Annotated in this window: 25 protein-coding genes and 2 riboswitches; of the genes, 19 read left to right on the top strand and 6 right to left on the bottom strand. The window is 47.2% G+C overall.

The features are described 5' to 3' along the window. Positions 1–118: 118 nt before the first annotated feature. On the bottom strand, positions 119–1,033 hold the full coding sequence (locus ACFO4L_RS15730; protein ID WP_377910615.1) for an aldo/keto reductase: 915 nt from the start codon (positions 1,031–1,033) through the stop codon (positions 119–121). A gap of 84 nt (positions 1,034–1,117) precedes the next feature. Here ACFO4L_RS15730 and ACFO4L_RS15725 point away from each other — a divergent pair, with 84 nt between their 5' ends. From ACFO4L_RS15725 to ribH, 12 genes are all read left to right on the top strand, one after another. Further along, positions 1,118–1,675, top strand: a complete 558-nt coding sequence (locus tag ACFO4L_RS15725) for an NUDIX hydrolase (protein ID WP_377910614.1) — start codon at positions 1,118–1,120, stop codon at positions 1,673–1,675. 128 nt (positions 1,676–1,803) lie between these two features. Beyond that, positions 1,804–2,244 (top strand): ferric iron uptake transcriptional regulator, encoded by a 441-nt coding sequence (gene fur, locus ACFO4L_RS15720; protein ID WP_168008699.1) that lies wholly within the window; start codon positions 1,804–1,806, stop codon positions 2,242–2,244. 199 nt (positions 2,245–2,443) lie between these two features. Beyond that, complete coding sequence (gene xerD, locus ACFO4L_RS15715) at positions 2,444–3,337, top strand: site-specific tyrosine recombinase XerD (protein ID WP_377910613.1); 894 nt, start codon at positions 2,444–2,446, stop codon at positions 3,335–3,337. Positions 3,338–3,411: 74 nt separating this feature from the next. Then, entirely contained in the window at positions 3,412–4,605 is a 1,194-nt protein-coding gene (gene deoB / locus ACFO4L_RS15710; RefSeq protein WP_377910612.1) for a phosphopentomutase, read from the top strand. Then, positions 4,602–5,420 carry a purine-nucleoside phosphorylase gene (locus ACFO4L_RS15705; RefSeq protein ID WP_377910611.1) on the top strand — a complete coding sequence of 273 codons (819 nt, stop codon included), beginning with the start codon at positions 4,602–4,604 and terminating at the stop codon, positions 5,418–5,420. Before deoB ends, ACFO4L_RS15705 begins: the two co-directional genes overlap by 4 nt. 61 nt (positions 5,421–5,481) lie before the next feature. Beyond that, positions 5,482–6,783 carry a pyrimidine-nucleoside phosphorylase gene (locus ACFO4L_RS15700; protein ID WP_377910610.1) on the top strand — a complete coding sequence of 434 codons (1,302 nt, stop codon included), beginning with the start codon at positions 5,482–5,484 and terminating at the stop codon, positions 6,781–6,783. A gap of 54 nt (positions 6,784–6,837) precedes the next feature. Further along, positions 6,838–7,014, top strand: a riboswitch (Lysine riboswitch). A gap of 99 nt (positions 7,015–7,113) precedes the next feature. After that, the gene (gene lysA, locus ACFO4L_RS15695; RefSeq protein ID WP_377910947.1) at positions 7,114–8,448 is read left to right on the top strand and encodes a diaminopimelate decarboxylase; all 1,335 of its coding nucleotides are present in this window, start codon (positions 7,114–7,116) and stop codon (positions 8,446–8,448) included. Between the two features lie 185 nt (positions 8,449–8,633). Next, the gene (locus ACFO4L_RS15690; protein ID WP_168008711.1) at positions 8,634–9,068 is read left to right on the top strand and encodes a peptidylprolyl isomerase; all 435 of its coding nucleotides are present in this window, start codon (positions 8,634–8,636) and stop codon (positions 9,066–9,068) included. A 75-nt stretch (positions 9,069–9,143) separates the two neighbouring features. Next, positions 9,144–9,289: riboswitch (FMN riboswitch) on the top strand. A gap of 274 nt (positions 9,290–9,563) precedes the next feature. After that, positions 9,564–10,670: a bifunctional diaminohydroxyphosphoribosylaminopyrimidine deaminase/5-amino-6-(5-phosphoribosylamino)uracil reductase RibD gene (gene ribD / locus ACFO4L_RS15685; protein WP_377910609.1), complete on the top strand. Its 1,107-nt coding sequence runs from the start codon at positions 9,564–9,566 to the stop codon at positions 10,668–10,670. After that, a complete protein-coding gene (ribE, locus tag ACFO4L_RS15680) occupies positions 10,652–11,305 on the top strand; it encodes a riboflavin synthase (protein WP_377910608.1) in 654 nt (217 codons plus the stop codon). Before ribD ends, ribE begins: the two co-directional genes overlap by 19 nt. Before the next feature lie 45 nt (positions 11,306–11,350). Beyond that, positions 11,351–12,544 carry a bifunctional 3,4-dihydroxy-2-butanone-4-phosphate synthase/GTP cyclohydrolase II gene (locus tag ACFO4L_RS15675; protein WP_377910946.1) on the top strand — a complete coding sequence of 398 codons (1,194 nt, stop codon included), beginning with the start codon at positions 11,351–11,353 and terminating at the stop codon, positions 12,542–12,544. Between the two features lie 84 nt (positions 12,545–12,628). Beyond that, positions 12,629–13,093, top strand: coding sequence for a 6,7-dimethyl-8-ribityllumazine synthase (gene ribH, locus ACFO4L_RS15670; protein ID WP_377910607.1), 465 nt, complete (start codon positions 12,629–12,631; stop codon positions 13,091–13,093). A 79-nt stretch (positions 13,094–13,172) separates the two neighbouring features. Here the strand turns inward: ribH and ACFO4L_RS15665 are convergent, their stop codons facing one another. Further along, a complete protein-coding gene (locus ACFO4L_RS15665) occupies positions 13,173–13,724 on the bottom strand; it encodes a DUF309 domain-containing protein (protein ID WP_377910606.1) in 552 nt (183 codons plus the stop codon). A 136-nt stretch (positions 13,725–13,860) separates the two neighbouring features. On the opposite strand from ACFO4L_RS15665, the gene ACFO4L_RS15660 reads away from it, so the two are divergent. Together ACFO4L_RS15660 and scpB are read left to right on the top strand one after the other, a co-directional pair. Further along, complete coding sequence (locus ACFO4L_RS15660) at positions 13,861–14,607, top strand: segregation and condensation protein A (RefSeq protein WP_377910605.1); 747 nt, start codon at positions 13,861–13,863, stop codon at positions 14,605–14,607. Then, positions 14,604–15,185 carry an SMC-Scp complex subunit ScpB gene (gene scpB / locus ACFO4L_RS15655; protein WP_377910604.1) on the top strand — a complete coding sequence of 194 codons (582 nt, stop codon included), beginning with the start codon at positions 14,604–14,606 and terminating at the stop codon, positions 15,183–15,185. Before ACFO4L_RS15660 ends, scpB begins: the two co-directional genes overlap by 4 nt. On the opposite strand, the gene ACFO4L_RS15650 is transcribed toward scpB, so the two are convergent. Next, entirely contained in the window at positions 15,182–15,982 is an 801-nt protein-coding gene (locus tag ACFO4L_RS15650) for an SDR family NAD(P)-dependent oxidoreductase (RefSeq protein WP_377910602.1), read from the bottom strand. The two genes, scpB and ACFO4L_RS15650, sit on opposite strands and share 4 nt — an antisense overlap. A gap of 121 nt (positions 15,983–16,103) precedes the next feature. Here ACFO4L_RS15650 and ACFO4L_RS15645 point away from each other — a divergent pair, with 121 nt between their 5' ends. Beyond that, positions 16,104–17,516, top strand: a complete 1,413-nt coding sequence (locus ACFO4L_RS15645; RefSeq protein ID WP_377910601.1) for a phospholipase D-like domain-containing protein — start codon at positions 16,104–16,106, stop codon at positions 17,514–17,516. Between the two features lie 74 nt (positions 17,517–17,590). Here the strand turns inward: ACFO4L_RS15645 and ACFO4L_RS15640 are convergent, their stop codons facing one another. The 3 genes from ACFO4L_RS15640 to ACFO4L_RS15630 all read right to left on the bottom strand — a co-directional run bounded on the left by ACFO4L_RS15640 (position 17,591) and on the right by ACFO4L_RS15630 (position 20,299). Continuing rightward, on the bottom strand, positions 17,591–18,898 hold the full coding sequence (locus tag ACFO4L_RS15640; protein ID WP_377910600.1) for a cytochrome P450: 1,308 nt from the start codon (positions 18,896–18,898) through the stop codon (positions 17,591–17,593). An 85-nt stretch (positions 18,899–18,983) separates the two neighbouring features. Next, positions 18,984–19,814 (bottom strand): alpha/beta hydrolase, encoded by an 831-nt coding sequence (locus ACFO4L_RS15635; protein ID WP_377910598.1) that lies wholly within the window; start codon positions 19,812–19,814, stop codon positions 18,984–18,986. Beyond that, on the bottom strand, positions 19,811–20,299 hold the full coding sequence (locus tag ACFO4L_RS15630) for a hypothetical protein (protein WP_377910597.1): 489 nt from the start codon (positions 20,297–20,299) through the stop codon (positions 19,811–19,813). Before ACFO4L_RS15630 ends, ACFO4L_RS15635 begins: the two co-directional genes overlap by 4 nt. A 118-nt stretch (positions 20,300–20,417) precedes the next feature. Between ACFO4L_RS15630 and ACFO4L_RS15625 the strand changes: the two genes are divergently transcribed. The 4 genes from ACFO4L_RS15625 (at position 20,418) to ccsB (ending at position 24,616) form a co-directional block, all read left to right on the top strand. After that, positions 20,418–21,137: a pseudouridine synthase gene (locus ACFO4L_RS15625; protein ID WP_377910596.1), complete on the top strand. Its 720-nt coding sequence runs from the start codon at positions 20,418–20,420 to the stop codon at positions 21,135–21,137. A gap of 94 nt (positions 21,138–21,231) precedes the next feature. Beyond that, a complete protein-coding gene (resA, locus tag ACFO4L_RS15620; protein ID WP_377910595.1) occupies positions 21,232–21,759 on the top strand; it encodes a thiol-disulfide oxidoreductase ResA in 528 nt (175 codons plus the stop codon). A gap of 12 nt (positions 21,760–21,771) precedes the next feature. Further along, a complete protein-coding gene (gene resB, locus ACFO4L_RS15615) occupies positions 21,772–23,451 on the top strand; it encodes a cytochrome c biogenesis protein ResB (protein ID WP_377910594.1) in 1,680 nt (559 codons plus the stop codon). Then, a complete protein-coding gene (ccsB, locus tag ACFO4L_RS15610; RefSeq protein WP_168007363.1) occupies positions 23,432–24,616 on the top strand; it encodes a c-type cytochrome biogenesis protein CcsB in 1,185 nt (394 codons plus the stop codon). The genes resB and ccsB overlap by 20 nt, the downstream gene beginning before the upstream one ends. Positions 24,617–24,684 lie beyond the last annotated feature (68 nt).

The raw sequence follows: 24,684 nt of genomic DNA, 5'->3' as shown, positions 1-24,684 counted from the left end.
CAGCCCACGGCAGGCTAGGTAAGCAGAGGGGAAATACAATCAAACGAATCAACATGGAAGTTGAAAGACTTTTTCAACAGTCTGAAAGCAGAAGCCAGTTCAATGGCTTCTGCTTTTTTTATACTCGGTGGTTCTCATAGTGCTCAGCTTTCGTCAGCGAGCGAATGTCCTTCAGCTGTTGATCTGAAAGAGGACCGGCTTCAGCTGCTAGAATCGTTTCCTGAACCTGTTCAACGGAGCTCGCTCCAGGAATAACAACATCACAAGCAGGATCGGCCAGCACGTAGCGCAAAGCTAGGCTGTTAAGAGTCATGCCCCAGTCCGAAGCATATGCTTGCAGATCATGCAGTGTGTCACGAAGCTCGCTGCCGGAGTAGGACAAATACCCTTCATCTGTGAGCTTACGTGTGAAACGCTCTGTTAAGAGCCCCTTAGCCAGCGGACCTCTGGCAATAATGGAAACCGAATGCTCTTGGAGGAAGGCACTGAGTTCTTCAGGACGGCGGTCCAGTATGCTGTACTGCATCATATTGGAGACGACACCCGTAACAGGCGCCCATTTATTAATAACATTCGGTCGTATAGAGGAGGTTCCATAGGCCTGAATCAATCCGTCCCGCTTTAATAATTCGAGAGCTTCCCGCGTTTCATCGAAGGGGTCATCGATTGTACCGCCGTGAAGCTGGTATACATCAATGCTGTCAGTGTTGAGACGCTTCAGCGACTGCTTACAGGCTTCCATCAAATAAGATTTAGACGGATTCCAGCTCCAGGTTGTCTGGTCAGAGCTCCAGTCATTTCCCCCTTTCGTTGCGATTGTGACGCTGTTTCTGTAAGGTGTAAGGCCTCTGCCTACGTTTTCTTCGTTGCGCCCAAATTGATAAAGATCGGCTGTATCAAAATAAGTAATTCCGCCGTCCACAGCGGCGTGCAGAATTCGTTCTGCTTCCTTATAATCTTCCGGAAGCGACATACATCCAAAACCTAATACAGAAGCTTTAATGAGTGAATTGCCAATCGTACTAGTCTGCATCCAACCCCTCCTTTAAATTAACTCTAGTAGAGCAATTGCAGTTTTGCAAGGAATCCTCTATGCTCAGAACATGGAGGGATAATGATGAAGGACCATTTGCATGAAGAAACTTTACATAAAGAACGCATTTATCAAGGGCGCATAATTGAGTTAGAAAATCATACAGTGAGACTGCCGGACGGCAAGGAAAGCAAACGGGAGGTTGTCCGTCATCCTGGAGCAGTTGGCATCATCTGCTTCCGCAATGATAAGCTCATTCTCGTTTATCAGTACAGAAAAGCATTAGGTAAAGTAATTGCAGAGATCCCGGCCGGGAAATTGGATGAGGGAGAAAGCCCTGAAGTTTGTGCAGTTAGAGAGCTGGAAGAAGAAACAGGAATAAAAGCAGGATCATGCAGATTCCTTTGTTCGTTCTATACGAGTCCAGGATTCGCGGATGAACTTGTACATATTTATATTGCTGAAGATCTAAAGGCCGGACACAAAGCTGCAGATGACGATGAATTTGTTGAGATGGCTGAGGTCAGTTTAGAAGAAGCATCAGCGTTTATAGAAGATGGTACCATTCATGATGCTAAAACGCTGTATGCTGTTCAATACCTGCAGCTGCAAAAAGAACGGTCATCAAGCAGACCTAAATAATAATTATTATTATATTGTTATGATAATCATTATCATTTGACACCCATTTTCAATACTGCTTATAATAATAGCAGAAATGAAGGCAAGCTCCGCTCATACAGGAGCTGCTGAATGGAGGACGACTGTCAATGGAGCAGCGCATTGAAAGAATAAAAAAACAACTTCATTCCCAGAGCTATAAACTCACTCCGCAGCGGGAAGCTGTCGTTCGAGTGCTGCTCGAACATGAGGAAGACCACCTCAGCGCCGAAGATGTTTACATGCTGGTCAAAGAAAAATATCCGGAAATTGGGCTTGCCACAGTGTACCGGACGCTTGAACTTCTTACCGAATTGAAAATCGTAGACAAAATTAATTTCGGGGACGGCGTGTCCCGCTATGATCTTCGTAAAGAAGGTGCCACACACTTTCATCATCATCTAGTCTGCCTGGAGTGCGGAGCAGTTGATGAAATTCAGGAGGATCTGCTTGGTGATGTGGAGAAGATCGTGGAACAGCGGTGGAAGTTCGACATTAAAGATCACCGGCTTACGTTTCACGGTATTTGTCATCGGTGTAACGGCAGGTAGTCGCTGTACCAGCAAGAAGTCCCATTCTATAACTTACGCTGAACGGAAGCCTCAGACTATTCTGAGGTTTTTTGTGTTGTCAGCTATTGATTCAGAAGAATATATCGCATAGTCAATAAAATTCAGGACATTTTTTCAATGCCAACTGCACAAAGGTACGTACCTGTGGTATTCTGAAAGAAGCAGGAGGTGGCAGGATGTGCACCATGAAATAGAAACATTCATTCACTATTTGACGGTTGAAAAAGGCCTTTCACCCAACTCCGTTTCAGCCTCTGAACGGGATCTGCGTGCATATGCCGCATATCTCCAGCAAACAGCTGATTTAAAGGATTGGAACGATGTCATGCGTCACCATATATCAGGTTTTCTCCGGCATCTCTTTGAGAATGGACGAGCAGCCTCTACGACAGCAAGGATGCTTTCTACTGTCCGCTCCTTCCACCGCTTTATGCTGCGGGAAAAACTGTCGGCTCAGGATCCTTCCTCTGACGTTGATGCACCGAAGCAGGAACGCAGGTTGCCAAAAGTGCTTTCTGCTGCAGAAGTAGAGAAGCTTCTCGATGAGCCTGCCGGAAAGAAAAAGCCGATCGAGCTGCGGAACAAAGCCATGCTCGAATTGTTGTACGCAACAGGAATGCGGGTGACAGAGCTTTGTACGTTAAAAACATCGGATGTCCATTTACAGATGGGATTTGTCCAGTGCAGAGGAAAAGGGAGCAAAGAACGAATAGTTCCGCTGGGCAGCCATGCATCAACGGCCCTGCAAAACTACCTGGATTACGGACGGTCTGAATTGATGAAAAAGAAGCAGAGTGACGATCTTTTTTTAAATCATCACGGAAACGTTCTCACGAGACAAGGGTTTTGGAAAATTATTAAGAAACTGGCACAGGAAGCGGGAATTGAAAAAGAGCTTTCTCCGCACATGCTGCGCCACTCATTCGCTACACATTTATTGGAAAATGGAGCTGATTTGCGCGCTGTTCAGGAAATGCTTGGACATGCCGATATTTCGACCACGCAAATCTATACACACGTAACAAAAGTACGCATGAGGGAAGTGTATACACAGCATCATCCTCGTGCGTGATGCTTTTTGAATAGAGGTCTGACTTCTGACAACAGAACAAAGATTTCTTCATTATTTAGTTAGGAGTGACAAACATGAGAGCTTATAAGCGGATTTTTCTCGTCGTAATGGATTCTGTAGGGATAGGTGAAGCACCGGATGCAGCGGCATTTGGTGACACGGGCGCTGATACACTTGGTCATATCGCTGAAAAAATGAACGGCTTGCAAATGCCTCATTTGGATCAGCTTGGACTTAGCTCTATCAAGACATATAAAGGGGTGTCGCAGCCGAAACAAACAATTGGGTCTTATGGAACGATGATAGAGAAGTCAGCCGGCAAAGATACGATGACCGGGCACTGGGAAATCATGGGTCTTTACATTGATCAGCCGTTTCGCACGTTTCCTGAAGGTTTTCCAAGCGCTTTGATCGATCAGATTAAAGCACACACCGGGAGAGGCATTCTCGGAAACAAACCGGCTTCGGGGACCGATATTCTTGATGAACTGGGAGCCGAACACGTCCGGACAGGAGACTTGATTGTGTATACATCTGCAGATTCCGTTCTGCAGATTGCTGCTCATGAAGAAGTTGTTCCTCCGGAGGAGCTCTGGAGCATTTGTGAAGCGGTCCGGGAAATGACGCTGGAAGATCCTTACATGATCGGTCGTGTCATTGCGAGGCCGTTTGTTGGTTCAGATGGAGCGTGGGAACGTACGTCCAATCGTCACGACTACGCACTGAAGCCTTTTGGCGAAACGGTTATGAACGCGTTGGAAGATGGAGGCTTCGATTCTATTTCCATCGGTAAAATTGCGGATATTTACGATAATGAAGGCGTGACCGATTCGCTCCGTACAACGTCGAATATGGACGGTATGGATAAACTTGTGCAAACAGTAGACCGTGAGTTTACCGGCCTCAGCTTCTTAAACCTTGTTGATTTTGATGCAAAGTTTGGCCACCGGCGAGATCCGATCGGATACGGAAAGGCGCTGGAGGAATTTGATGCAAGACTGCCGGAAATCATTAGCAGACTTCGAGAAGATGATCTCCTGCTTATCACCGCGGATCATGGAAACGATCCGGTTCATCATGGAACTGATCACACACGGGAGATCGTGCCGCTTTTAGCATACAGTCCTTCTTCTAATCGATCCGTTGATTTAGGAAGACGCAGTACTTTCGCTGACATTGGAGCGACTGTTGCGGATAACTTTAAGGTTACAATGCCGGAATACGGCACCAGCTTTTTAAACGAACTGACAGGAGGAAAAAAAGCATGAATCATATCAACGAAGCAGCAGCTTATATCAACGAAAAGCTTGGCAGCCTGAAGCCGGAGACTGGCTTAATCCTCGGCTCCGGTCTGGGTGTCTTAGCAGATGAGATTGAAAATCCTGTAGCTATTCCATATCAGGATATTCCCGGCTTTCCAGCTTCTACAGTTGCAGGCCATAAAGGTCAGCTTGTCGCAGGGAAGCTCGAGGGAAGAGATGTCGTCGCGATGCAGGGCCGCTTCCATTTCTATGAAGGCTATCCAATGGAGCTCGTTACGCTGCCTGTGAGAGCTATGCAAGCAGCTGGGGTAACCGAGCTGATCGTGACAAATGCTGCGGGCGGCATCAACGAATCGTTTGATGCTGGCAATTTGATGCTGATTGAGGACCATCTTAACATGTTTGGGACCAATCCGCTCATTGGGGAAAATGTAGAAGCGCAGGGGCCGCGTTTTCCGGATATGTCCAAGCCCTATAACCCGGACATGATCCGTCTTGCTGCAGATGCAGCTTCAGAACATGGAATTGACATTAAAAGAGGCGTATATGCCGGAACGACTGGACCGTCCTACGAAACACCGGCAGAGGTTCGTATGCTGCGAGTGCTTGGTGCAGATGCGGTCGGTATGTCTACCGTTCCAGAGGTCATCACTGCCGGCCACTGCGGAATGCGGGTTCTCGGAATTTCCTGTATTTCAAATATGGCAGCGGGGATTCTTGATCAGCCGCTTACCCACGATGAAGTAATGGAAACGACGGAAGCCGTTAAGCAGGATTTCATACAGCTCGTTAAGGCTATTGTGCACAAGCTGAACGGATAAAAATAAACGTGAGGCACTTGATTTCGGATTGAGTTGCCGCACAGGGAAGGTGTGCTGGAAGATGCGAATGGTAGATGTAATTGAAAAAAAGCGTTCCGGACAGGAATTGACCGATGAGGAAATTGCCTACGTCATTGAGGGCTACACGAACGATTCCATTCCTGATTATCAAGTGTCAGCTCTTTTAATGGCGGTTTACTTCCAAGGAATGAGCGCCAGAGAAACAGCCGTCCTGACTCAGGCGATGGTTGATTCCGGTGAAACGATCGACCTGTCTTCGATTCACGGCCATAAGGTAGACAAGCATTCTACTGGAGGAGTTGGAGATAAGATCAGTTTTATCATCGGTCCGCTTGTAGCGTCGGTGGGGGTGCCGGTGGCTAAAATGAGCGGCAGAGGGCTTGGCCACACGGGAGGTACGATTGATAAGCTGGAGTCAATCAATGGATTTAATGTAGAAGTAAGCAAAGAGGATTTTATCCGGCTTGTAAATGAGAATAAACTTGCCGTGGCAGGCCAGACCGGCAACCTGGCACCGGCCGATAAGAAGTTGTATGCACTTCGTGATGTAACGGCGACAGTCGATTCAATTCCTCTCATTGCCGGATCGATTATGAGTAAAAAAATTGCCTCAGGCGCTGACAGCATCGTGCTGGATGTGAAGACAGGCTCCGGAGCATTTATGAAAACGTTGGAAGAGTCGAAAAAACTGGCTCAGGAAATGGTGACCATCGGTACAAATCTCGGTAGAAATACAGTTGCTGTGATTAGTGATATGAATCAGCCGCTCGGCTACGAAATAGGAAATGCAAACGAGATTCGAGAAGCAGTAGATGTTCTTCGAGGGAAAAACGTTGAGGATCTCCGTGAGCTTTCACTTGAAATTGGAAGTCATATGGCTCTGCTTGCAGGGGTATTCGACAGCTATGAGCAAGCGTATGAGAAACTCGCTGCGAATCTTGACAACGGAGAAGCCTTTGAAGTCATGAAAACGTTTGTCGCTGCCCAGGGTGGCGATGTGTCTATGGTAGAAAATACAGATCTTCTCCCTGGCGCTTCTCATTCCATTGACGTCCCTGCAAAAACTGCCGGGTATATAACAGCAATTGAAGCTCATTCCATTGGGACTGCCGCGATGTACTTAGGTGCCGGCAGAGAAACGAAAGAAAGTAAGATTAAACACGGGGTCGGCATCTCGCTGCGTAAAAAAATTGGTGATTATGTTGAAGCTGGAGAATCGCTAGCTGTACTGCACTCTGATACCGAATCACAGGAAGATGCGCGCAGTCTAGTAAGAGAAGCCTATGAAATACGTGCGGAGCGTGTGTCCTCGCCAACATTAATTTATGAAGTAATCCGCTGAAGCTCGGAGTTGCAAAGCCTGCTAACCTGTGCTATATTAGCCAGAACTGAATAGAAGAAAGATAGAGGTGCCGGTAAAGGGATCAGTATGCTGTGGGATAAGGACAAGTGGTACGAGCAGCAGAAAGGCCCGCCGGCCGAAGAAAAACACGGATGTCCAGCCGTGCATTTCTGGGGCTGCACTGAAGAAGTGCAGCACTGTCACAGGAAGTTGTGGAGAACTATCTTTCCGATCGTTGTTAGACGAGAGGAATGATGGATGCAGCTGCCATCATTCCTCTTTTATTTAGGGGCGGCAGCCGGGATAATGTTTGTAAAGGAGAGATTTGAATTGGTTCAATATGGAACTCAGCGGATCAACGAGGCAGGAAGACTGGAAATTGGAGGAGTAGATGCTGCTGTTTTGACAGAAGCATATGGAACGCCTTTATTTGTTTATGATGTGGAGGATATCCGCAGGCGTGCAGCTGCGTTCCATCAAGCTTTTCAGAATGAACAGGTAAACTATCAAATTGCATACGCATCCAAAGCCTTCAGCTGTATCGCCATGCTGGAGCTGGCTGCTGATCTGGACCTGAGCTTGGACGTGTGTTCTGAGGGAGAACTGTATACCGCTGCAAAAGCCGGTTTTCCGATGGAAAATATTCATTTCCACGGCAACAATAAGACTCCGCAGGAGCTGGAGATGGCTGTTGAACATGGAATCGGCTGCATTGTCGTCGATAACTTTACGGAATTGAGCTGGCTCATGGCCTTGACAGAATCAAAGAAGCAGCAGATGGACGTGCTGATCCGGATTACTCCAGGAGTAGAAGCCCATACGCATGAATATATTTCAACCGGACAGGAAGATTCAAAATTCGGATTCGATTTGAACAGTGGTCAGGCGGACAAGGCAGTCAACATGCTGAAGGATCACAAGTGGCTTCGTCTGCAGGGCGTGCATTCCCATATCGGTTCTCAAATTTTCCGGGCGGAAGGATTTGAAGAAGCAGTTCGTGCAGTCTTTCATTCGATTCGCAAGTGGAATCATGAGTTTGGATTTTATCCACAGGTGCTTAACGTGGGCGGTGGCTTTGGAATCCGCTATGCAGAAGGTGATAAGCCGCTTCCGCTCGGTGATTATATTACCCGTATGGTCAAAGAAGTGAAAAACGAAGCAGCTTCCATGAATAAGCCGGTTCCGGAAATATGGATCGAGCCGGGCAGGGCACTTGTCGGTGAAGCCGGAACGACTATTTATTCGCTTGGAGCACGAAAAGAAATTCCGGACGTCCGGACGTACCTGTCTGTTGATGGTGGCATGACCGACAACATTCGTCCGGCTCTTTATCAGGCAGAATATTCCGCACTGCTGGCAAACCGTGCTAATGATCCGATTGAAGAACAGGTTTCCATCGCTGGCAAGTGCTGCGAAAGCGGCGATATGCTGATCTGGGATTTGGACCTTCCTAAAGCAGGCAGCGGGGATCTTTTGGCCGTGTTTTCAACCGGAGCCTACGGATATTCCATGGCTAACAATTATAACCGGATTTTACGTCCGGCTGTTGTGTTCGTCGAAAATGGACGACATGAATGCGTTATTCGCAGAGAAAGCCTTGAAGATCTCGTTAAATTGGAAGAAAGGTACAGCCTCCTCCAGAAAGAAAGCAGCCGCACAAGTTAACAGAGAAGAACAGAGGGCCGTCAGATATGCGTTTTCTGACGGTCCTGTTTTATTCGACAGGGAGCCTGCAAAAAATAGATGGACGTTCACAAATGGACCAGTAAAAGGTTTGGCATTCGCCAAGCTGTGTAAAATCTGATAAACTGTTTTTGTTCCTTACTTTATTAACACGGAGGTTTTACATAATGAAAAAAGGTGAAATTCGTTTTGAAAATGGCGAAGTAATTAAAATTGATTTTTTTGAAGAGGATGCTCCAGGTACGGTTGCTAACTTTGAGAAGCTTGCAAATGACGGCTTTTATAACGGACTGACATTCCACCGTGTTATTCCTGGCTTTGTAGCTCAAGGCGGCTGCCCTAACGGAACCGGCACAGGTGGACCAGGCTACACCATCAAATGCGAAACAGAAGGCAACCCGCATCGTCATCAAAAAGGCAGCCTGTCTATGGCGCACGCAGGCAAAGATACAGGCGGGAGCCAGTTTTTCCTCGTACTTGAACCTCAGCCTCATCTGGACGGTGTGCATACGGTGTTTGGACAGATCACAGAAGGCCTGGATACGATGGATCGGATCCGTCCGAATGACACGATGCAAGAAGTTACAGTTTTTGATGCCTGAAACTAGCGCTCCGGTAACAGGAATGCTATAGTTAGTGCATAACAAATGAATAAAGGACGAATGTTTTACGTTCGTCCGATCCTTCGGGGCAGGGTGAAATTCCCTACCGGCGGTGATAAGAACCTGGTTCTTTCAGTCCGTGACCCGGTCCGTTTTTCCGGCCCGGTGGATCCGGTGTAATTCCGGAGCCGACAGTATAGTCTGGATGGGAGAAGGATTTCGCAGCAGCTTTTTACGAAAAAGGTGTCTATTCCGGGGGACCGGTCTACCTTTTTTCATAAAAAATATTCTGCACGTATGCCCTGAATGATGTATGTCGTTCAGGGCTTATTTGTTTTTCGGATAGAAGCCAATAACCAGTCATTTCAGCTGAGTACTTATTAAAAGGGAACTGAAAGTTTATAGGCCCTTCTGAGTACCGCGGAAGCGCTGCGAAATGTGTTGAATAAAGAGTGCTTCCAGCATGTGTTTTGTGAATAGATGGGAGGGGTCACCATGACAAAAAGAGACTATATGAAGCTTGCGGTTGAGCTTGCTTCTGCTGCGGGAGGGCAGACCTCTCCGAACCCGCAAGTAGGGTGTGTCATTGTCAAAGACGGACGCGTAGCAGGAGTAGGAACACACTTAAAAGCCGGAGATAAGCATGCCGAACGATATGCCCTGGAAATGGCGGGTGCGCAAGCTTCTGGCGCTGACATGTATGTAACGCTTGAGCCCTGTTCTCATCACGGCAGGACGCCGCCATGTGCGGACGCTGTGATTGAAGCAGGCATCAGCCGAGTATTTACTGCATCCAGCGATCCGGACCCCCGTGTATCGGGAAGAGGAATCAAAAAACTGCTTGAAGCAGGCATTTATGTAGAAACCGGCATCATGAAAGAAAAAGCAGATGAGCTTAACCGTCGTTTTTTTCACTATGTCACAACGCGTCATCCTTACGTCACGCTTAAAATGGCTGCCTCGATTGATGGCAAAACAGCAACGATTTCCGGGGAAAGTAAATGGATAACAGGACCTGCGTCGAGGCTGGATGGGCACCGGCTTCGGCACGAACACGATGCAATTTTAGTCGGTATCGAAACAGTATTAGCAGATGATCCTGAACTGACGGTTCGTTTGCCGGAAGGCGGCATTGATCCTATACGCGTTGTCCTTGATAATGAACTCCGCTTCCCTCTTCGTGCAAACATGCTGCAAGCTTCCGGAAGAACGATAATTTTCACTTCTGAACGGGGAGACAAAGATAAAGAAAAGGCGCTTAAAGCAGCCGGTGCGGAAGTCATTCGGCTTTCAACATTTCGCGTCGAGCCAGAAACTGTACTTGAAAAACTAGGTTCTGAAGGCATCGGCTCTCTCCTGATTGAGGGGGGCGGTACCGTGTTAGACAGCTTTGTCCGAACAGGCTTCTTTCAAGAAGCTGTGCTGTATCAAGCGCCGATCTTAATTGGCGGCCGGGACGCAGTTTCTGCTATCGGCGGCAGCGGTATAGAAAGGCTGTCCGACTGTCCCCGCCTGATATTAAAACAGGTAGAGCAGCTGGAGCAGGATGTAAAATTAACCTATCGAAATGAGGTGCAGAACGAATGTTCACCGGAATTATAGAAGAAAAAGGTAAAATTGTCTCAATGAACGAAACGGGTGAAGCGATCGTCATGACCGTAGAAGCTCCGGAAATTTTATCGGATGTCAAACTGGGAGACAGTATCGCCGTAAACGGGGTCTGCCTGACCGTTGCATCATTTGAAGGCAGCCAGTTTACGGTAGATCTTATGCCCGAAACAGTCAGAGCAACGAGTCTGAGGCTTGTCAGCGAAGGTTCTGAAGTGAATTTGGAGCGAGCAATGGCCGCGGGCGGCAGATTTGGCGGTCACTTTGTCAGCGGCCATGTTGACGGCACCGGCATTATAAAAAAGAAAGAAGCAGACCAGAACGCGGTGTATGTAGAAATTGAAGTAGAGCCCAAACTCCGTCAATATTTGACGATGAAAGGAAGTGTCGCCGTCGATGGGACGAGCTTGACTATTTTTGGATTAACCGACACAAGCTTCACTCTTTCGTTAATTCCGCATACGTTAAAAGAAACAGTGATGGGAAGCCGGCAAGTCGGAGATCCAGTTAACGTGGAATGCGACATGCTCGCAAAGTATGTAGAAGAGCTGCTTGCTGTCCGCTTTCGAACGCAAGAAAAACCAGAAGCGGTAAGCGAATCATTTTTAAAAGAGCACGGATTTCAATAATAATGCCGGTTTGAGCGGCAGATAAAGGAGGCGGGAAGCATGTCCATGTTTGATCCAATTGAAGATGCGATCTATGCACTGGCACAAGGAGAAGTAGTCATCGTCTGTGACGATGAAGACCGTGAGAATGAAGGGGATTTCGTATCACTGGCTGAAAAGACAACTCCTGATGTCATTAACTTCATGATTACGTACGGCCGGGGATTGGTCTGTACCCCGATTACAGAAGAGCGGGCTGAGAAATTAGGGCTTGTACCTATGGTGGACCGAAATTCAGATCCTCACGGTACCGCGTTTACGGTGAGTGTAGATCATAAGCATACGACGACAGGCATTTCTGCCCAGGAACGATCTATGACAATTCAAGCCTTAATTGATGGCGATTCAAAACCGGCTGATTTTCAGCGCCCGGGTCATATTTTCCCATTGATTGCAAAGGATGGAGGAGTGCTGAGAAGAGCTGGCCATACCGAGGCAGCTGTTGATCTTGCCCGAATGGCGGGATCTGCCCCGGCAGGTGTCATTTGCGAAATAATGAACGATGACGGAACGATGGCCAGAGTGCCTGAACTTCGGGAAATTGCTGACCGGCACGAGTTAAAAATGGTCACAATTAAGGATTTAATCAAGTATCGAAACCGTAAAGATAAGCTCGTTTCCAAGGAAATTGAAATTAAGCTTCCAACCGATTACGGCGAATTTCGCGCGATCGGGTACTCAAACGTCGTGGATGGAAAAGAGCACGTTGCCATCGTAAAAGGAGATATTGGCGGATCTAAACCGACACTTGTCCGTGTCCATTCAGAGTGCCTCACAGGAGACGTATTCGGTTCGAGACGCTGTGACTGCGGACCGCAGCTTCACGCTGCCCTCGCGCAGATTGAGGCGAATGGCTCCGGTGTCGTACTTTATATGCGCCAGGAAGGCAGGGGGATTGGTCTGCTGAATAAAATGAAGGCGTACAAGCTTCAAGAAGAAGGCTTGGATACCGTGGAAGCCAACGAAAAGCTTGGCTTTGGCCCGGATCTTCGCGACTATGGAATCGGCGCGCAAATCCTGCGGGATCTCGGCATTCGCAAGATGAAACTGCTGACGAACAATCCTCGAAAAATTACCGGATTAAATGGATACGATTTAGAAATAGTGGAGCGAGTACCTATTCAGCTGCCGCATTCCCGCGACAATGAGAACTACCTAAAAACGAAAAAAGACAAGCTGGGTCATATGCTGCATCTGTAAACCTGTGTTACATGAGCTTCATGACCGAACGGCACACAATTACTGAAAATAATCCGTTTATAACGAAGAAGGGATGTCATTACTATGGGAAACGTACTTGAAGGAAAACTTACAGGAAATGATTTGAAAGTTGCGATCGTAGTTGGACGATTTAATGATTTTATTACAAAAAGCCTGATGGAAGGTGCGGAGGGTACCTGTTTGAGACACGGCGTATCTGAGGAAAACATCGATATTGTATGGGTGCCGGGAGCATTTGAAATTCCATTCGCTGCTAAAAAGCTTGCAGATTCCGGAAAATACGATGCAGTTATCACACTTGGAACCGTCATCAGAGGGTCCACGCCTCACTTTGATTATGTCTGCGGTGAAGCAGCAAAAGGGGTATCTCAGGCAGGGCTTTCCAGTGGAGTTCCTGTTATATTTGGTGTCATTACGACCAACACGATTGAACAGGCGATTGAGCGTGCAGGTACAAAAGCTGGAAATAAAGGTGCTGAAGCTGCAGCTGCTGCGATTGAAATGGCGAACTTAAACAAGCTTATATAAGACTTTACAGATGAAGCCGCATCGAATGAAGATTCGATGCGGCTTTTTAGCAGGCGACGCTTTGTTAAAGCATAAGCACTTACTTTGTCTCGTTAGACCGGTCTAATGAAACCTGCTGTCTTTTGTTAAGGGCTTCAGCGCGGGCAGCTTCGACTTCCGATCTGTCTCTAAGCAGATGGCGGTGCAGCACGGAACGGTCTATACTCCGGTCATCAAGATTCCATTCCAGACCATGTTCAGACGCCTGCTGCCGACATATGTGCTCCACCTGTTCAACGAGCGGAATGGCAAACGGCCGGTAGGGCCATCCATTTGCGGCCTCTTCATAGCGTTCTTCCAGCGCCTTTCGAAGCTGGCCCTCGTAAATTCCCAGCGCATGCAGCCTGTGCTCGTCCCTGTCGAGCAGCTTAAAAACCTTATCAAAAAGCTTCAGACTTCCGCGCAGGTTTCCTCTTCGCTGATGGTATAAGCCAACTGCAAGCTGAATCAGCAGAAGCCAGGTTTTTTCCCTGCCGTTCTCGATCCAATATTCCTCTAATATTTCATGGCACTCGAAAAAATCCCGAGTGGCATGAAATTCAACTAAATAATTGACATACGCCTGCGGATAATCAACTGTTACGTGCTGCATGTGCTACTCTCCTTTATCCGTAAACCTCTCGAATCGTTATCTGTTCCAGTATAAATCATCTTCCTTAATTAGAAAACTATTACCGTCTGAACCTCTTGGATATGATATAATATCGCATGAAATGGAGTGGGAACCGATGACATATCATGTGAAACTGAATGGGTTTGAAGGCCCTCTTGATCTGCTCCTTCATCTAATACAAAAAAATGATTTAGATTTATACGATATAAATTTAAAAGATATTACCGATCAATACGTCGATTATATCCGAACAATGCAGGTACTGGAGCTGAATGTAGCGGGCGAATATCTCGTGATGGCCTCTACGCTTTTGTATATGAAAAGCCGGCTGCTGCTGCCATCAGAAGAACCGGAAGAGCTGTATGATGAGTTGGAAGCAGAGGAAGAATGGACAAAGCAATCGTTAATGGAGAAGCTTGTCCAGTATAAAGCCTTTAAAGAGGCTGCTTCTGACTTAAAACAAAAGGAAGCTGAACGGAGTTTATATTTTACAAGACCGGCTGAAGATTTGTCTGCTTTTGCAGGCACGGATGATCCAGCACCTGAGCTGGATGTATCATTGTTTGATCTGATCGGTGCTTATCAGGATATAAAAAAACGGGAAAAAGCCGACAAGCCTTATCGAAGTGTGGCTCGAGAAGAGATATCCATCGATTCCAAAATGGAAGCGATTGTTGCGACACTTAAGACATATCATGGAAAGACAACGTTTCGAACGCTTTTTGCGGATGACGAGGAGGAGTCACCGGTGATGACGTTTTTGGCACTGCTGGAGCTTATGAAAAATAAAAAAGTGACGTGCGAGCAGGCTCGGCACTTTGCAGATATTATGATTGTGATGAAGGGTGCGGATTCGGCGTGATAAATGAAGAAATCAAAGGGAAGCTGGAGGGCCTGCTCTTCGTCGCAGGAGACGAAGGCATGGAAAAAGCACAGCTGTTGAATGCTCTGGAGTGTACTAAAGAAGAACTGGAGCTGCACGCTGAAGCATTACATGACCTTTATGAAAGCGGCGGCAGAGGAATAGCCCTCCAGGAAGTTGCCGGTGGGTATCAACTCACAACAAGACAGGAGCACGCAGCTATGTACAAGAAGCTCGTTTCTTCACCAGTTAATACAACGCTTTCTCAGGCAGCACTTGAATGCCTTGCGGTTGTTGCTTATCGACAGCCTGTATCACGCATGGAGATCGAGGATATTCGCGGAGTTAAAACCGACCGGCCGCTTCGAACGCTGCAAAATCGAGGTTTGATTGAAGAGGCCGGCAGGAAAGAAGGAGCCGGCAGAGCCATCCTGTATGGAACTACCAGGTACTTTCTTGAACAATTCGGTTTGCAAACGTTAAGCGACCTTCCCCCGCTTGAAGAAGCAGAGGAAGGTAGAGAAGATTTTGATCTCTTTTTCGATCGTTTTCAGGAGGCAGTCGAAGAGGAAAGCTAGCGCATGACGCTTCCGCCGGATAGTTTCACGGATTCACCGACAATGTTTTCTGCGGCATCTGAGAGTAGAAACATGATTGTTCTGGCCGTTTCTTCCGGCGTTGTCATGCGGCCGGAGGGAAGGGCTTTTTCGGTTTGTTCTCGCTGCTCTTCATAAGAGATCCCACTGGCTGACGCTTTCTTTTCAAGTATCTGTCGAGCCATATCAGTATCAACGAACCCGGGACAGACAGCGTTTACCCGCACGCCGTGTTCGATCGCTTCAAGAGCAAAAGAGTGAGTGAAGCCGATCATGGCAAACTTCGATCCTGCATATGCAGTGCTCCCGTGCGTGCCGCGAAGACCGGACAAAGAAGATATATTGACGACAGCTCCCTTGCCCCGTTCTTTCATGCTTTTAAATACAAGCTGACTCAGCATCACAGCAGAGATGAAGTTAATCTGCATTATGGATTCCAGATCCTCTTCCTTTATAAATTCCACTACGTCTCCTCCTGCAATCCCGGCTCCATTGACGAGACCGGTGACAGGTCCGAATGATTCTTCCGCTTCATATACGAGTCTTTCCCGGTCGCGTGCCTCCGTTAAATCGGCCTGGATCGTCAGAAGGTTTGAAGCGTCTGCGTGGTAATGAGCCTGCTGACTCAGCGAACGAAGTTTTTCCTCATTTCTTCCGGCTGCTGTAACTTGTGCACCGAGCTTAAGTAGATCGAGTGCAAGAACTTTTCCAATTCCGCCTGTTGCTCCAGTTATTAGAATGTGAGCACCTTTAAATGCTGATGAGTGAAACATACTCATTCATGAATTCCTCCTCTTCAATATTCCCGGACTATTTAGTGCGGGATACTTGTCTACAATTACCCTCAAAAGGGAAAGAGGAAACGAAAGCCTATGTTTTTCATAAGAGAGGAGCCCATACATGTACATAACAAGAAGCAAATGGAAATGGGCTGTCGCGATCCTGCTTTTCATCACACTCGCTGCCACTATATACGGCTTATTTAAACCCGTACCAGCCGGCACCTCTTATAAAGGAGAAGTTCATTATACAGATGATCTGCGATTTTTACTGAACCGCTCTTCGGAACAGGACGGAGACAGGGTATTCAATGAAGAGATCTATTCAGCAGTATTGGAAGCGGTAGAAGAAGCGGAGTCTTTTGTTGCAGTGGAAATGTTTCTGCTTAATGATAAAACCGACGGAGATTTTCCTCCGTTGAGTCTGACATTAACAGAAGCGCTGATTGATGCTTCAAAAAGAGGAGTGAACGTGTACGTTTTGACAGATCCAATCAATACGAGCTATTTTTCCCATGAATCTACGATGATCAACATGCTCGATGATGCAGGTGTTCAAACAATTATGACGGATATCACCAGGCTGCAGGATTCCAACCCGCTCTATTCCGGAATATGGCGAGCATACCTGCAGTGGTTCGGGCAGGGTGGAAACGGATGGATCGAAAATGTGTTTGAGCCGGAAGCTCCTCAGATGACGGTACGATCATTTCTGAAACTAATGAACGGCCGGGCTAATCACCGGAAAGTGGTTATCACAGAGGAAACTGGTTTCGTCATGTCCGCTAATTTTCATGATGAGAGCTATTTTTATACGAACACAGCATTTCAGACATCTGGCCCTGTTTTATACGACCTTCTGGAAACAGTTCAGGCCGTTTCTGATTTCTCTGACGGTCCAGATCTTGAGGCAGAACCTTCGGTGGATCAAACTGACGGAGAATATGCGGTCCAGGTATTAACGGAAGGAGAGAACTTCAACCGGGTTCAGGAAATGCTGGATGACGCAGCTCCGGAAGACACTGTGTATGCGGCTCTTTATTTTTTAGCGGACACTGAAATTGTGGACAGTATCGAAGCAGCAGCAGAACGCGGGACCGATATTCGGCTTATCCTGGATCCAAATGAAAGTGCATTTGGCATGGACGTTTTTGGCATGCCGAATAGACCCGTTGCAGAGGATTTGATGAATCTTGGCATGTCAAATCTTCAAGTACGCTGGTACAATACTGGCGACGAGCAGTTCCACCCGAAAATGATGGCTGTTTTCAACGATTCAGGCCTATCAGTGATAGCAGGATCAGCCAATTTCACAAGCCGGAATATGCGTGATAACAACCTTGATACAAATTTATACGCAGAAATGGATGAAGGCAGCGATACGTTTGACGAGATTGAAACCTTTTTTAACGAAATGTGGACGAATGAAGAGTCGGATTATACACTGCCCTACGAACATTATTTGAACCCGCATTCGAGCTGGCGGGAGTGGATCTACCGATTTCAAAAAATTTCTGGGCTGAGCACCTATTAACTAATAGAATAAGCAGGATATCTGCAAGGTGAAAGGGCGCTCACAGAATGTGAGCGCCCTTGCGATTCACTTTATTACGATTTAATAACGGTCTGGCTGGCTTCATCCTTTTCCAGCTTCTCTGGAGAAGCGTGGAGCCGTTTTACATTTGTGATGACAAAACCGCTTTTTGGAATAGTCGGAACTCTGGAGAGTGACCAGGCTAAATTTTGTTCAGGTACTTCATACGAAAGATGGGTTGTAAAGTATTTGAAAAAAGCCCGCATCACGATGACGGTCAGCCATTCTCCGGCACACCGGTGTCCAGCGTAGTGATCGCCTCCACCTTGAGGAACGAAGGAAAACGGGCTCCCTTTCCAGTCTATAAATCGTTCCGGATAAAATGTATCCGGGTTGCTCCAGCTGTCTGGATGACGATTTGTGCCGAAGAAATCCAACACGACAAGCTGATCCTTTTTGAAATGATAATCGTGCCACGTAAAAGTTTTTTTAACCTTAGCTGCCATTGCAGGGGCGAACGGGTAATAGCGGCGGACTTCCTGTGCGAACATTTGGCTGAAACCGTTCTCGTCGGCAGCCAGTTTCTCCCGAATCTCGGGGAACTCATGCAGAGCAAGACATCCGAAAACGATGAAGTATCCAGTAGCTAGCAGTGGACGCACAGCATTGTTGACTTCTACGGCTGCTTCCGAAGCAGATAGTCGCTTTCCGTTCTCATCACGGAAATGGGAGATAATATAAAGGGCTGTATGTTCTGCAGGCTGGAGCTTTCCTTTGCGGACCTGGCGGACAATGCCCGCTAGCCATTCTTCCTGACTTTTTCTAGCTTTTTTCCCCTCTTTCATTCGTGAGAGCGAACCGAATGAATCGACCATCATGCCCATTTCACGTGTACGCTGTGAGGCTTCTTCCTCCTTGAGCGGTACGCCGGCCCAGCGGCAGCCGCTTCGAACGAGAACTTCCCGAATATCATCATAAATAACGGTTCTGCTCCGTTTTTCCCAAAGCTTCGCTTTCTTATCAAGCTCCTGCAGCGCAATATCTTTCATATCTTCAATGCGCTCTGGTGTCATCATCGAAAGAAACATGCGCTTGCGGTGCCGGTGAGCTTCACCGTCCATTCCGTGTACGCCCTCTCCCAACAGTGATTTAGCTATCACTCCGGGTACGGCATTTTTTCGGACGAACAGCTCATTGTCGTAAAACTTCTCAACAGCCTCTTCACCTGCCATGCACACCGCTTTTTTGCCCAGGAGTCTAGTCTCGAATACATCAGACTCCAGCTCAAGCCGGCGGGACGTAATAAACATAAATCCCTCATTTAACAGGTTTACTGTATTATCGAGCCCTTTTGCTTTCGGTACAGGGTATTTTATTTTCACGATGCCATCCCCTCTCGTATCTTGTCACATCTGCAGCAGGCAGCTATGTACATCATTCAGATACCCCTGAGGGATAAGGATGAAACTAACCGTTGTCTTCACGGAGATCTTGCAGATAGCGCGAAAACGCAGAGTGAAAATCTTCCGCCTGTGTTAAGTTGTTGTGGTCGTAGCCGGAGAGCTGTATATGGTCGGTCTCGCCGGCCCATGCATCTGCAGTTACAAGTGAGTGCTCCGGCGGAATGACCATATCTTCCGACCCTGTGAAGACGAGCAGCGGGGTTTCTACCGTTTCGGCCATCGTACTAACCGGAAAAGGATGACGGATAAACGTCCCTACGGGAAGCCAAGGGTGCCGATGCTGCTGAAGCTCTTTTCTGGAATCATAAGGCGAAATTAAAATGGATGCGGCCACCGGCTTTTCAGCAGCCAGATACGCTGCGGTGCCAGTGCCCATACTTCTTCCAGCTGATACGATCATCGATTCATCTACTGCATGATGGGAAGCTCCGAAGTCAAAGAGCGCTTCGGCATCAGAATAAAAAGCTTCCTGAGATGGCTCGCCGGTACTTTTTCCATAGCCGCGGTAATTGACAAATAAACCGTGCCACTCATCCGGTAGAGGAAGGGATTCCATCGCCCGGGAAGCCTCCTCAGCGTTCCCGCCAAAGTAGATAAACAGAGGGGCCTGTCCATCGAGAGAGGAGGGCAAAAACCATCCGTGCAGTTCAGCTCCGTCCGCCTCGATTCTAATTTCCTCTGATGAAGGGAACGCCTCATTTACCTGGTTTACTCGTTCTTCTGAAAGAGTAGCTCCCTGAAACAAATTATCTTCCTGGTTCACAATTGCCTGATAAAAATGAAGTCCGTAAAACAGCAGGCATACACCAGCTATTGCTGCAAATATTCCTTTCATCCACGATCGTTCCTTTCTTCTTCATACCAAATCTGAAGCCGCTTTTGCAGCTGATCTTCGAGTTGAATAGAGGCTGCCCGAACGTTTCCCGCCTCTGTATCAGGTTCATCAAAGCGTCCCCGGAAAGCTGTCTTCCAGTTTCCTTGCTCTGTTTTCCAGTATGTATGTACATATTCCGCATAAAGCTGGTAACTTTCTTCAGCGGCACGAAGCTGCAGCGGATGGAGCGGAACTTTTGAAAGGGCAAAGGGAAGTTTGGGATCCGTGACTTGAATCTCAAGCATGTGAAGTTTATCGCGCTGCCTGGCACAGGCATTATGCATAGCCAGAAGCTGGAGCTCGACAAGTCGCTTTTTCTCCTCATCTGCGGTACTTTTGAAGCTCTCTGCAGAATGAGGAGACCTTGAACGGTTTGTTCGATAAAAAAGGATCAGCAGCAGCAGCTGACCGCAAAGGATGGTAAAAAGCATTCCAGTTTGAAGCAAAAGCCCAACACCTCTCTTCTTTTGCGAAACCGTGCGTTTCAGAGTACAATAGAGTACTGGCAGATAAATTGTATCATGAACCGCTGTCGGGATGACAACGGAAAGGAAAGGTGTAAATATGGAACGATTACAGAAGATTATTGCGGCAGCAGGAATTTCGTCGCGAAGGAAAGCAGAAAAACTGATCGAGGATGGGAAAGTACAGGTAAATGGAGAAAAGGTTACCGAGCTCGGGCGAAAGGCAGATGCAGCGAGAGATACGATTCTTGTAGACGGAGTACCTCTGCAAAAAGAATCTCCGGTCTATTATGTTCTTTACAAGCCTTCGGGCGTGATTTCGAGCGCAAAAGATGAAGCTGGCAGGAAAACGGTTGTCGATTACATCGATACGGATAAACGCATCTATCCCGTCGGTCGTCTTGATTACGATACTTCCGGCATCATTATCCTGACGAATGATGGGGAATTTGCTAATACGCTCATGCATCCAAAATATCAGATTGAAAAAGCCTATTTGGCTAAAGTAGAAGGGATTCCTTCCAGGCAGCTGTTAAAAAAACTTCAGAACGGTATTCCTATTGAAGGAAAAAAGACGGCGCCGGCCTTCGTTAAGGTTCGTAAAACCGATCAGCGCAAGGGGACGTCGCTTGTTGAAATCGTCATCCATGAGGGGCGCAACCGCCAGGTCCGTAAAATGTTTGATGCAATAGGGCACCCTGTTCTTAAACTGCGCCGTGAGCGGTACGGCGTATTGGACACTTCTGGACTTAATGCAGGTGAATATAGAGAGTTAAAGCCGCACGAGGTGAAAAAGCTTCGTGATTCGGCTGTCACATAACGTTCGAAAAAGACTTTCGTGCATTTCATGATAATAAAGGCACTGCATGATAAGATAGAGATGTGAAAATGTTTTCAGTAAAGGAAGGATGGCCATGAAAAAAAAGCGGCTCTGGATGAGGTCGGCAATCCTTTTTGTGATGATTGCGGCTATCGGCTATACGTTCTTTAATCATTTTTCCGAGGAACGCGGCCTGGTGGACGCCGGAGATACGGCACCGAACTTTGTGCTGGAAAACTTGGAAGGTGAACCGATCGAGCTTTCTGAATTGAGGGGAGAGGGCGTGTATCTCAACTTTTGGGCTACATACTGCACTTACTGCCGCTCAAAAATGGGATACTTGCAGGAGCATTATGAAGAGTACGAAGATAAAGGCGTACGTGTCGTCAATGTAAACGTGGACGAAACGACACTTCAGGTTGAGCGACATAAACAGCGGTTTAACCTTGCCTATGACTTGTATATCGACCGCAATATGCTGGTAAGCAATGCTTACGGTGTAGGTGTGCTGCCGTCGGTCTTTTTAATCGATGAACACGGAGATGTGGTCGAGAGACAAGTCGGTGGAAAAACTGAAGAGCAGGTTCTTGCAGCACTTGATTCACTTGTGCCTGCTCAGTAACGGGGGATTTACATGAACAAAGTAACATGTGAGTGCGGACATGAAAATCCGTACGGGACGTACTTATGTGAATCATGCGGGAAGCCGCTTCAGGATGAAGGCCGTCTCGCGAACATGCGGTATGAAGGAGTGGCAAGACGATCACAGACTTATAAAAAGTCACCTGTTGATAAAGTCTGGAATTTCTTCTCGTCGGTCAAGGTCGGAATTTGGATAATCGTGCTTTTGCTCGTTACTTCCTCTATAGGAACGCTTTTCCCTCAGGAAATGTACATTCCGCCCGGAGAAAGCCCGACTGAGTATTATGCGGCTGAATACGGACTTGCAGGGCAGCTGTATTACGACTTGGGCTTTCATAATCTCTACAGCTCATGGTGGTATATGCTGCTCGTTGCAGCTCTTGGAATATCACTCGTCATCGCAAGTCTCGACCGTTTCGTGCCGCTCTACAGAGCACTCAAAAAGCAGCGCGTAACCCGGCACACAGCCTTCATGAAAAAACAGAGACTGTACGGAGAAAAAGAATCAGGCGAAGTGGATATTGATCAGCTGAAAACGGCTTTAATCAAACGCCGCTACAAAGTGAGAGAGGAAAACGGAAACCTGCTTGCGGAAAAAGGACGGTTCGCAAGATGGGGCCCTTACGTTAACCACGTCGGGCTGATTATCTTCCTTATTGGAGGAATGCTCCGCTTTTTCCCGGGAATGTACCTGGACGATTACGTCTGGATTCGTGATGGGGAAACGGAAGTCATCAGCGGCACAGATGGAGAATACTTCGTTGAAAACAATCAGTTCGTCGTAGAATTTTACGACGAAGAAGAGAATGACATTCTGCAGCCTGCCCTTATGCGTGCTGATGCGCCGGTAGTGTCAAACTTTCAAACCAGTGCTTCCTTGTACAAACGATCTTCGGAAGGATCCATCGGCAGCGGCACAGAACTTGAACACGTAAAGGATCATGAAATCATCGTAAACGATCCACTGACGTTCGAAGGAATCTCCCTGTATCAGACGGATTATAAGATGAATGAGCTTTCCAGTTTCACATTCGGAGTCGAAACAGATGCAGAAGGGGAAACAGAAGCGTTGGAAGATGTGGTATTTACCGTGGATTTAAACGATCCGCAGATGTTTTATGAATTTGATAATGGCTATCAAATTGAAATCATTGAATACTTTCCTAATTTTTATGTGAACGATGCTGGAGAGCCGACAACGGAAAACAGAGTTCCGGATAATCCGCGGATCATTTTTGAACTGTTTCCTCCGGAGGCAGATCCTGAAACCGATCAGGGTGAAATCAGCCTGATAGGGATCCAGGTAAACGAAGAACTGAATGGAGAAAATGATCATACGATCCGCATGCTGGACGCGGATATGGTAAACGTGACCGGTCTTGTTATCCGCCGCGATCATACACTTCCGATTATCATGGTCGGCGGTGCCATCTTTATGGTCGGACTTGTGCAGGGTTCTTACTGGCATCATCGGCGTATCTGGATTCAGCAGAAAGACGGCAAGCTGTTTGTTGCCGGGCATGCCAACAAAAACTGGCATGCGTTAAAGAAAGATCTCGAATATTTAAATGACTATTCGGATCTTCCTGAAATAAGAGATCAGCTGGAAGAAGATAAAGCAGCTGAAACGGAAGAAGGAGGGACTTCCAGTCATGTTCGAGCTCAGCAGTAATATGCTCTATGTCGCATTTGGTCTTTACCTGGCCTCTACTGTCTTTTTTGCCGTGTCGATCACAGGCCGGAAATTTAAAAACCGCAGCGGGGAAGAAAAAAATAAATCAGCTTTGTTAGGTTATCTTTCCGCGATTCTGGCACTTTGTGCTTCCATTGCCTATTTCGTGCTCCGCTGGATCGCTGTCGGCTATGCACCTGTCAGCAATATGTTTGAGTACACGACCGCCCTTGGAATTGCAATGGCACTCGCGTTTGTGATTATTTATCCGATTTATCATAACAGATATTTGGGATTTGTTACGATGCCGATCGTGATGCTGATCATCGCGTACGCTTCCATGTTTCCCGGTGAAGCACAGCCATTGATTCCGGCGCTGCAGACGAACTGGCTCTTTATCCATGTTATTACGACAGCGATCGGTCAGGGGATTTTAGCCATTGGTTTCGCTGCGGGTGTATTATATCTTATCCGCTCGATTGACTTTTCAAAGGCTTCGAAAAAAGTAAAGGCAATTGAATTTATTATGTTCGGACTTCTGGCAACGGTTGCTTATATTGCGATCGGCACAGGATTTGGTGCCGCTGATTACACAGCTGAATTCTCTTATGTCAATGAATTTGGAGATGAATCGACAATAGAGTACTATCTGCCGCCGATTGTCGGACCGAATGAAGGAGAATTGATCTCCGAGCAAGGCTTCAGTCCTGTCGTTAATCTACCTGATTATTTACGCAGTGACGATGTAAACACGCTTCTCTGGTCGTTCCTCGGAGGAATCGTGTTATATGGCGGACTACGTGCAGGCTTCCGTAAACCGGTTGCTGGAACGATTCAGCCGCTGGTCAGCCGGGTGAACCTGCAGACGGTAGATGAAATCAGCTATCGTGCCATTGCGATCGGATTTCCTATTTTTACACTTGGTGGTCTCATTTTCGCTATGATATGGGCACAAATCGCGTGGACAAGGTTCTGGGGATGGGATCCAAAAGAAGTTTGGGCGCTGATTACGTTCCTCTTTTATGCTGCATATCTGCATTTAAGACTTTCCAGAGGGTGGCATGGGGAGAAGAGTGCCTGGTTGTGCGTGATCGGATTTGCGCTGATCATGTTTAATCTGATCTTTGTCAACCTCGTAATCGCCGGACTTCACTCTTACGCGTAACTTCGATACAATGTGAATACAGGATCAAAGGGCTGTCCGCGGATACGGACAGCCCTTTAAATGGAGGT

Origin of the sequence: Bacillus daqingensis (assembly GCF_042654445.1) — a bacterium.
GTDB lineage: Bacteria > Bacillota > Bacilli > Bacillales > Salisediminibacteriaceae > Alkalicoccus > Alkalicoccus luteus.
Note: the sequence above shows the minus strand (reverse complement) of the source record. Positions and strands in the feature narration are given on the sequence as shown.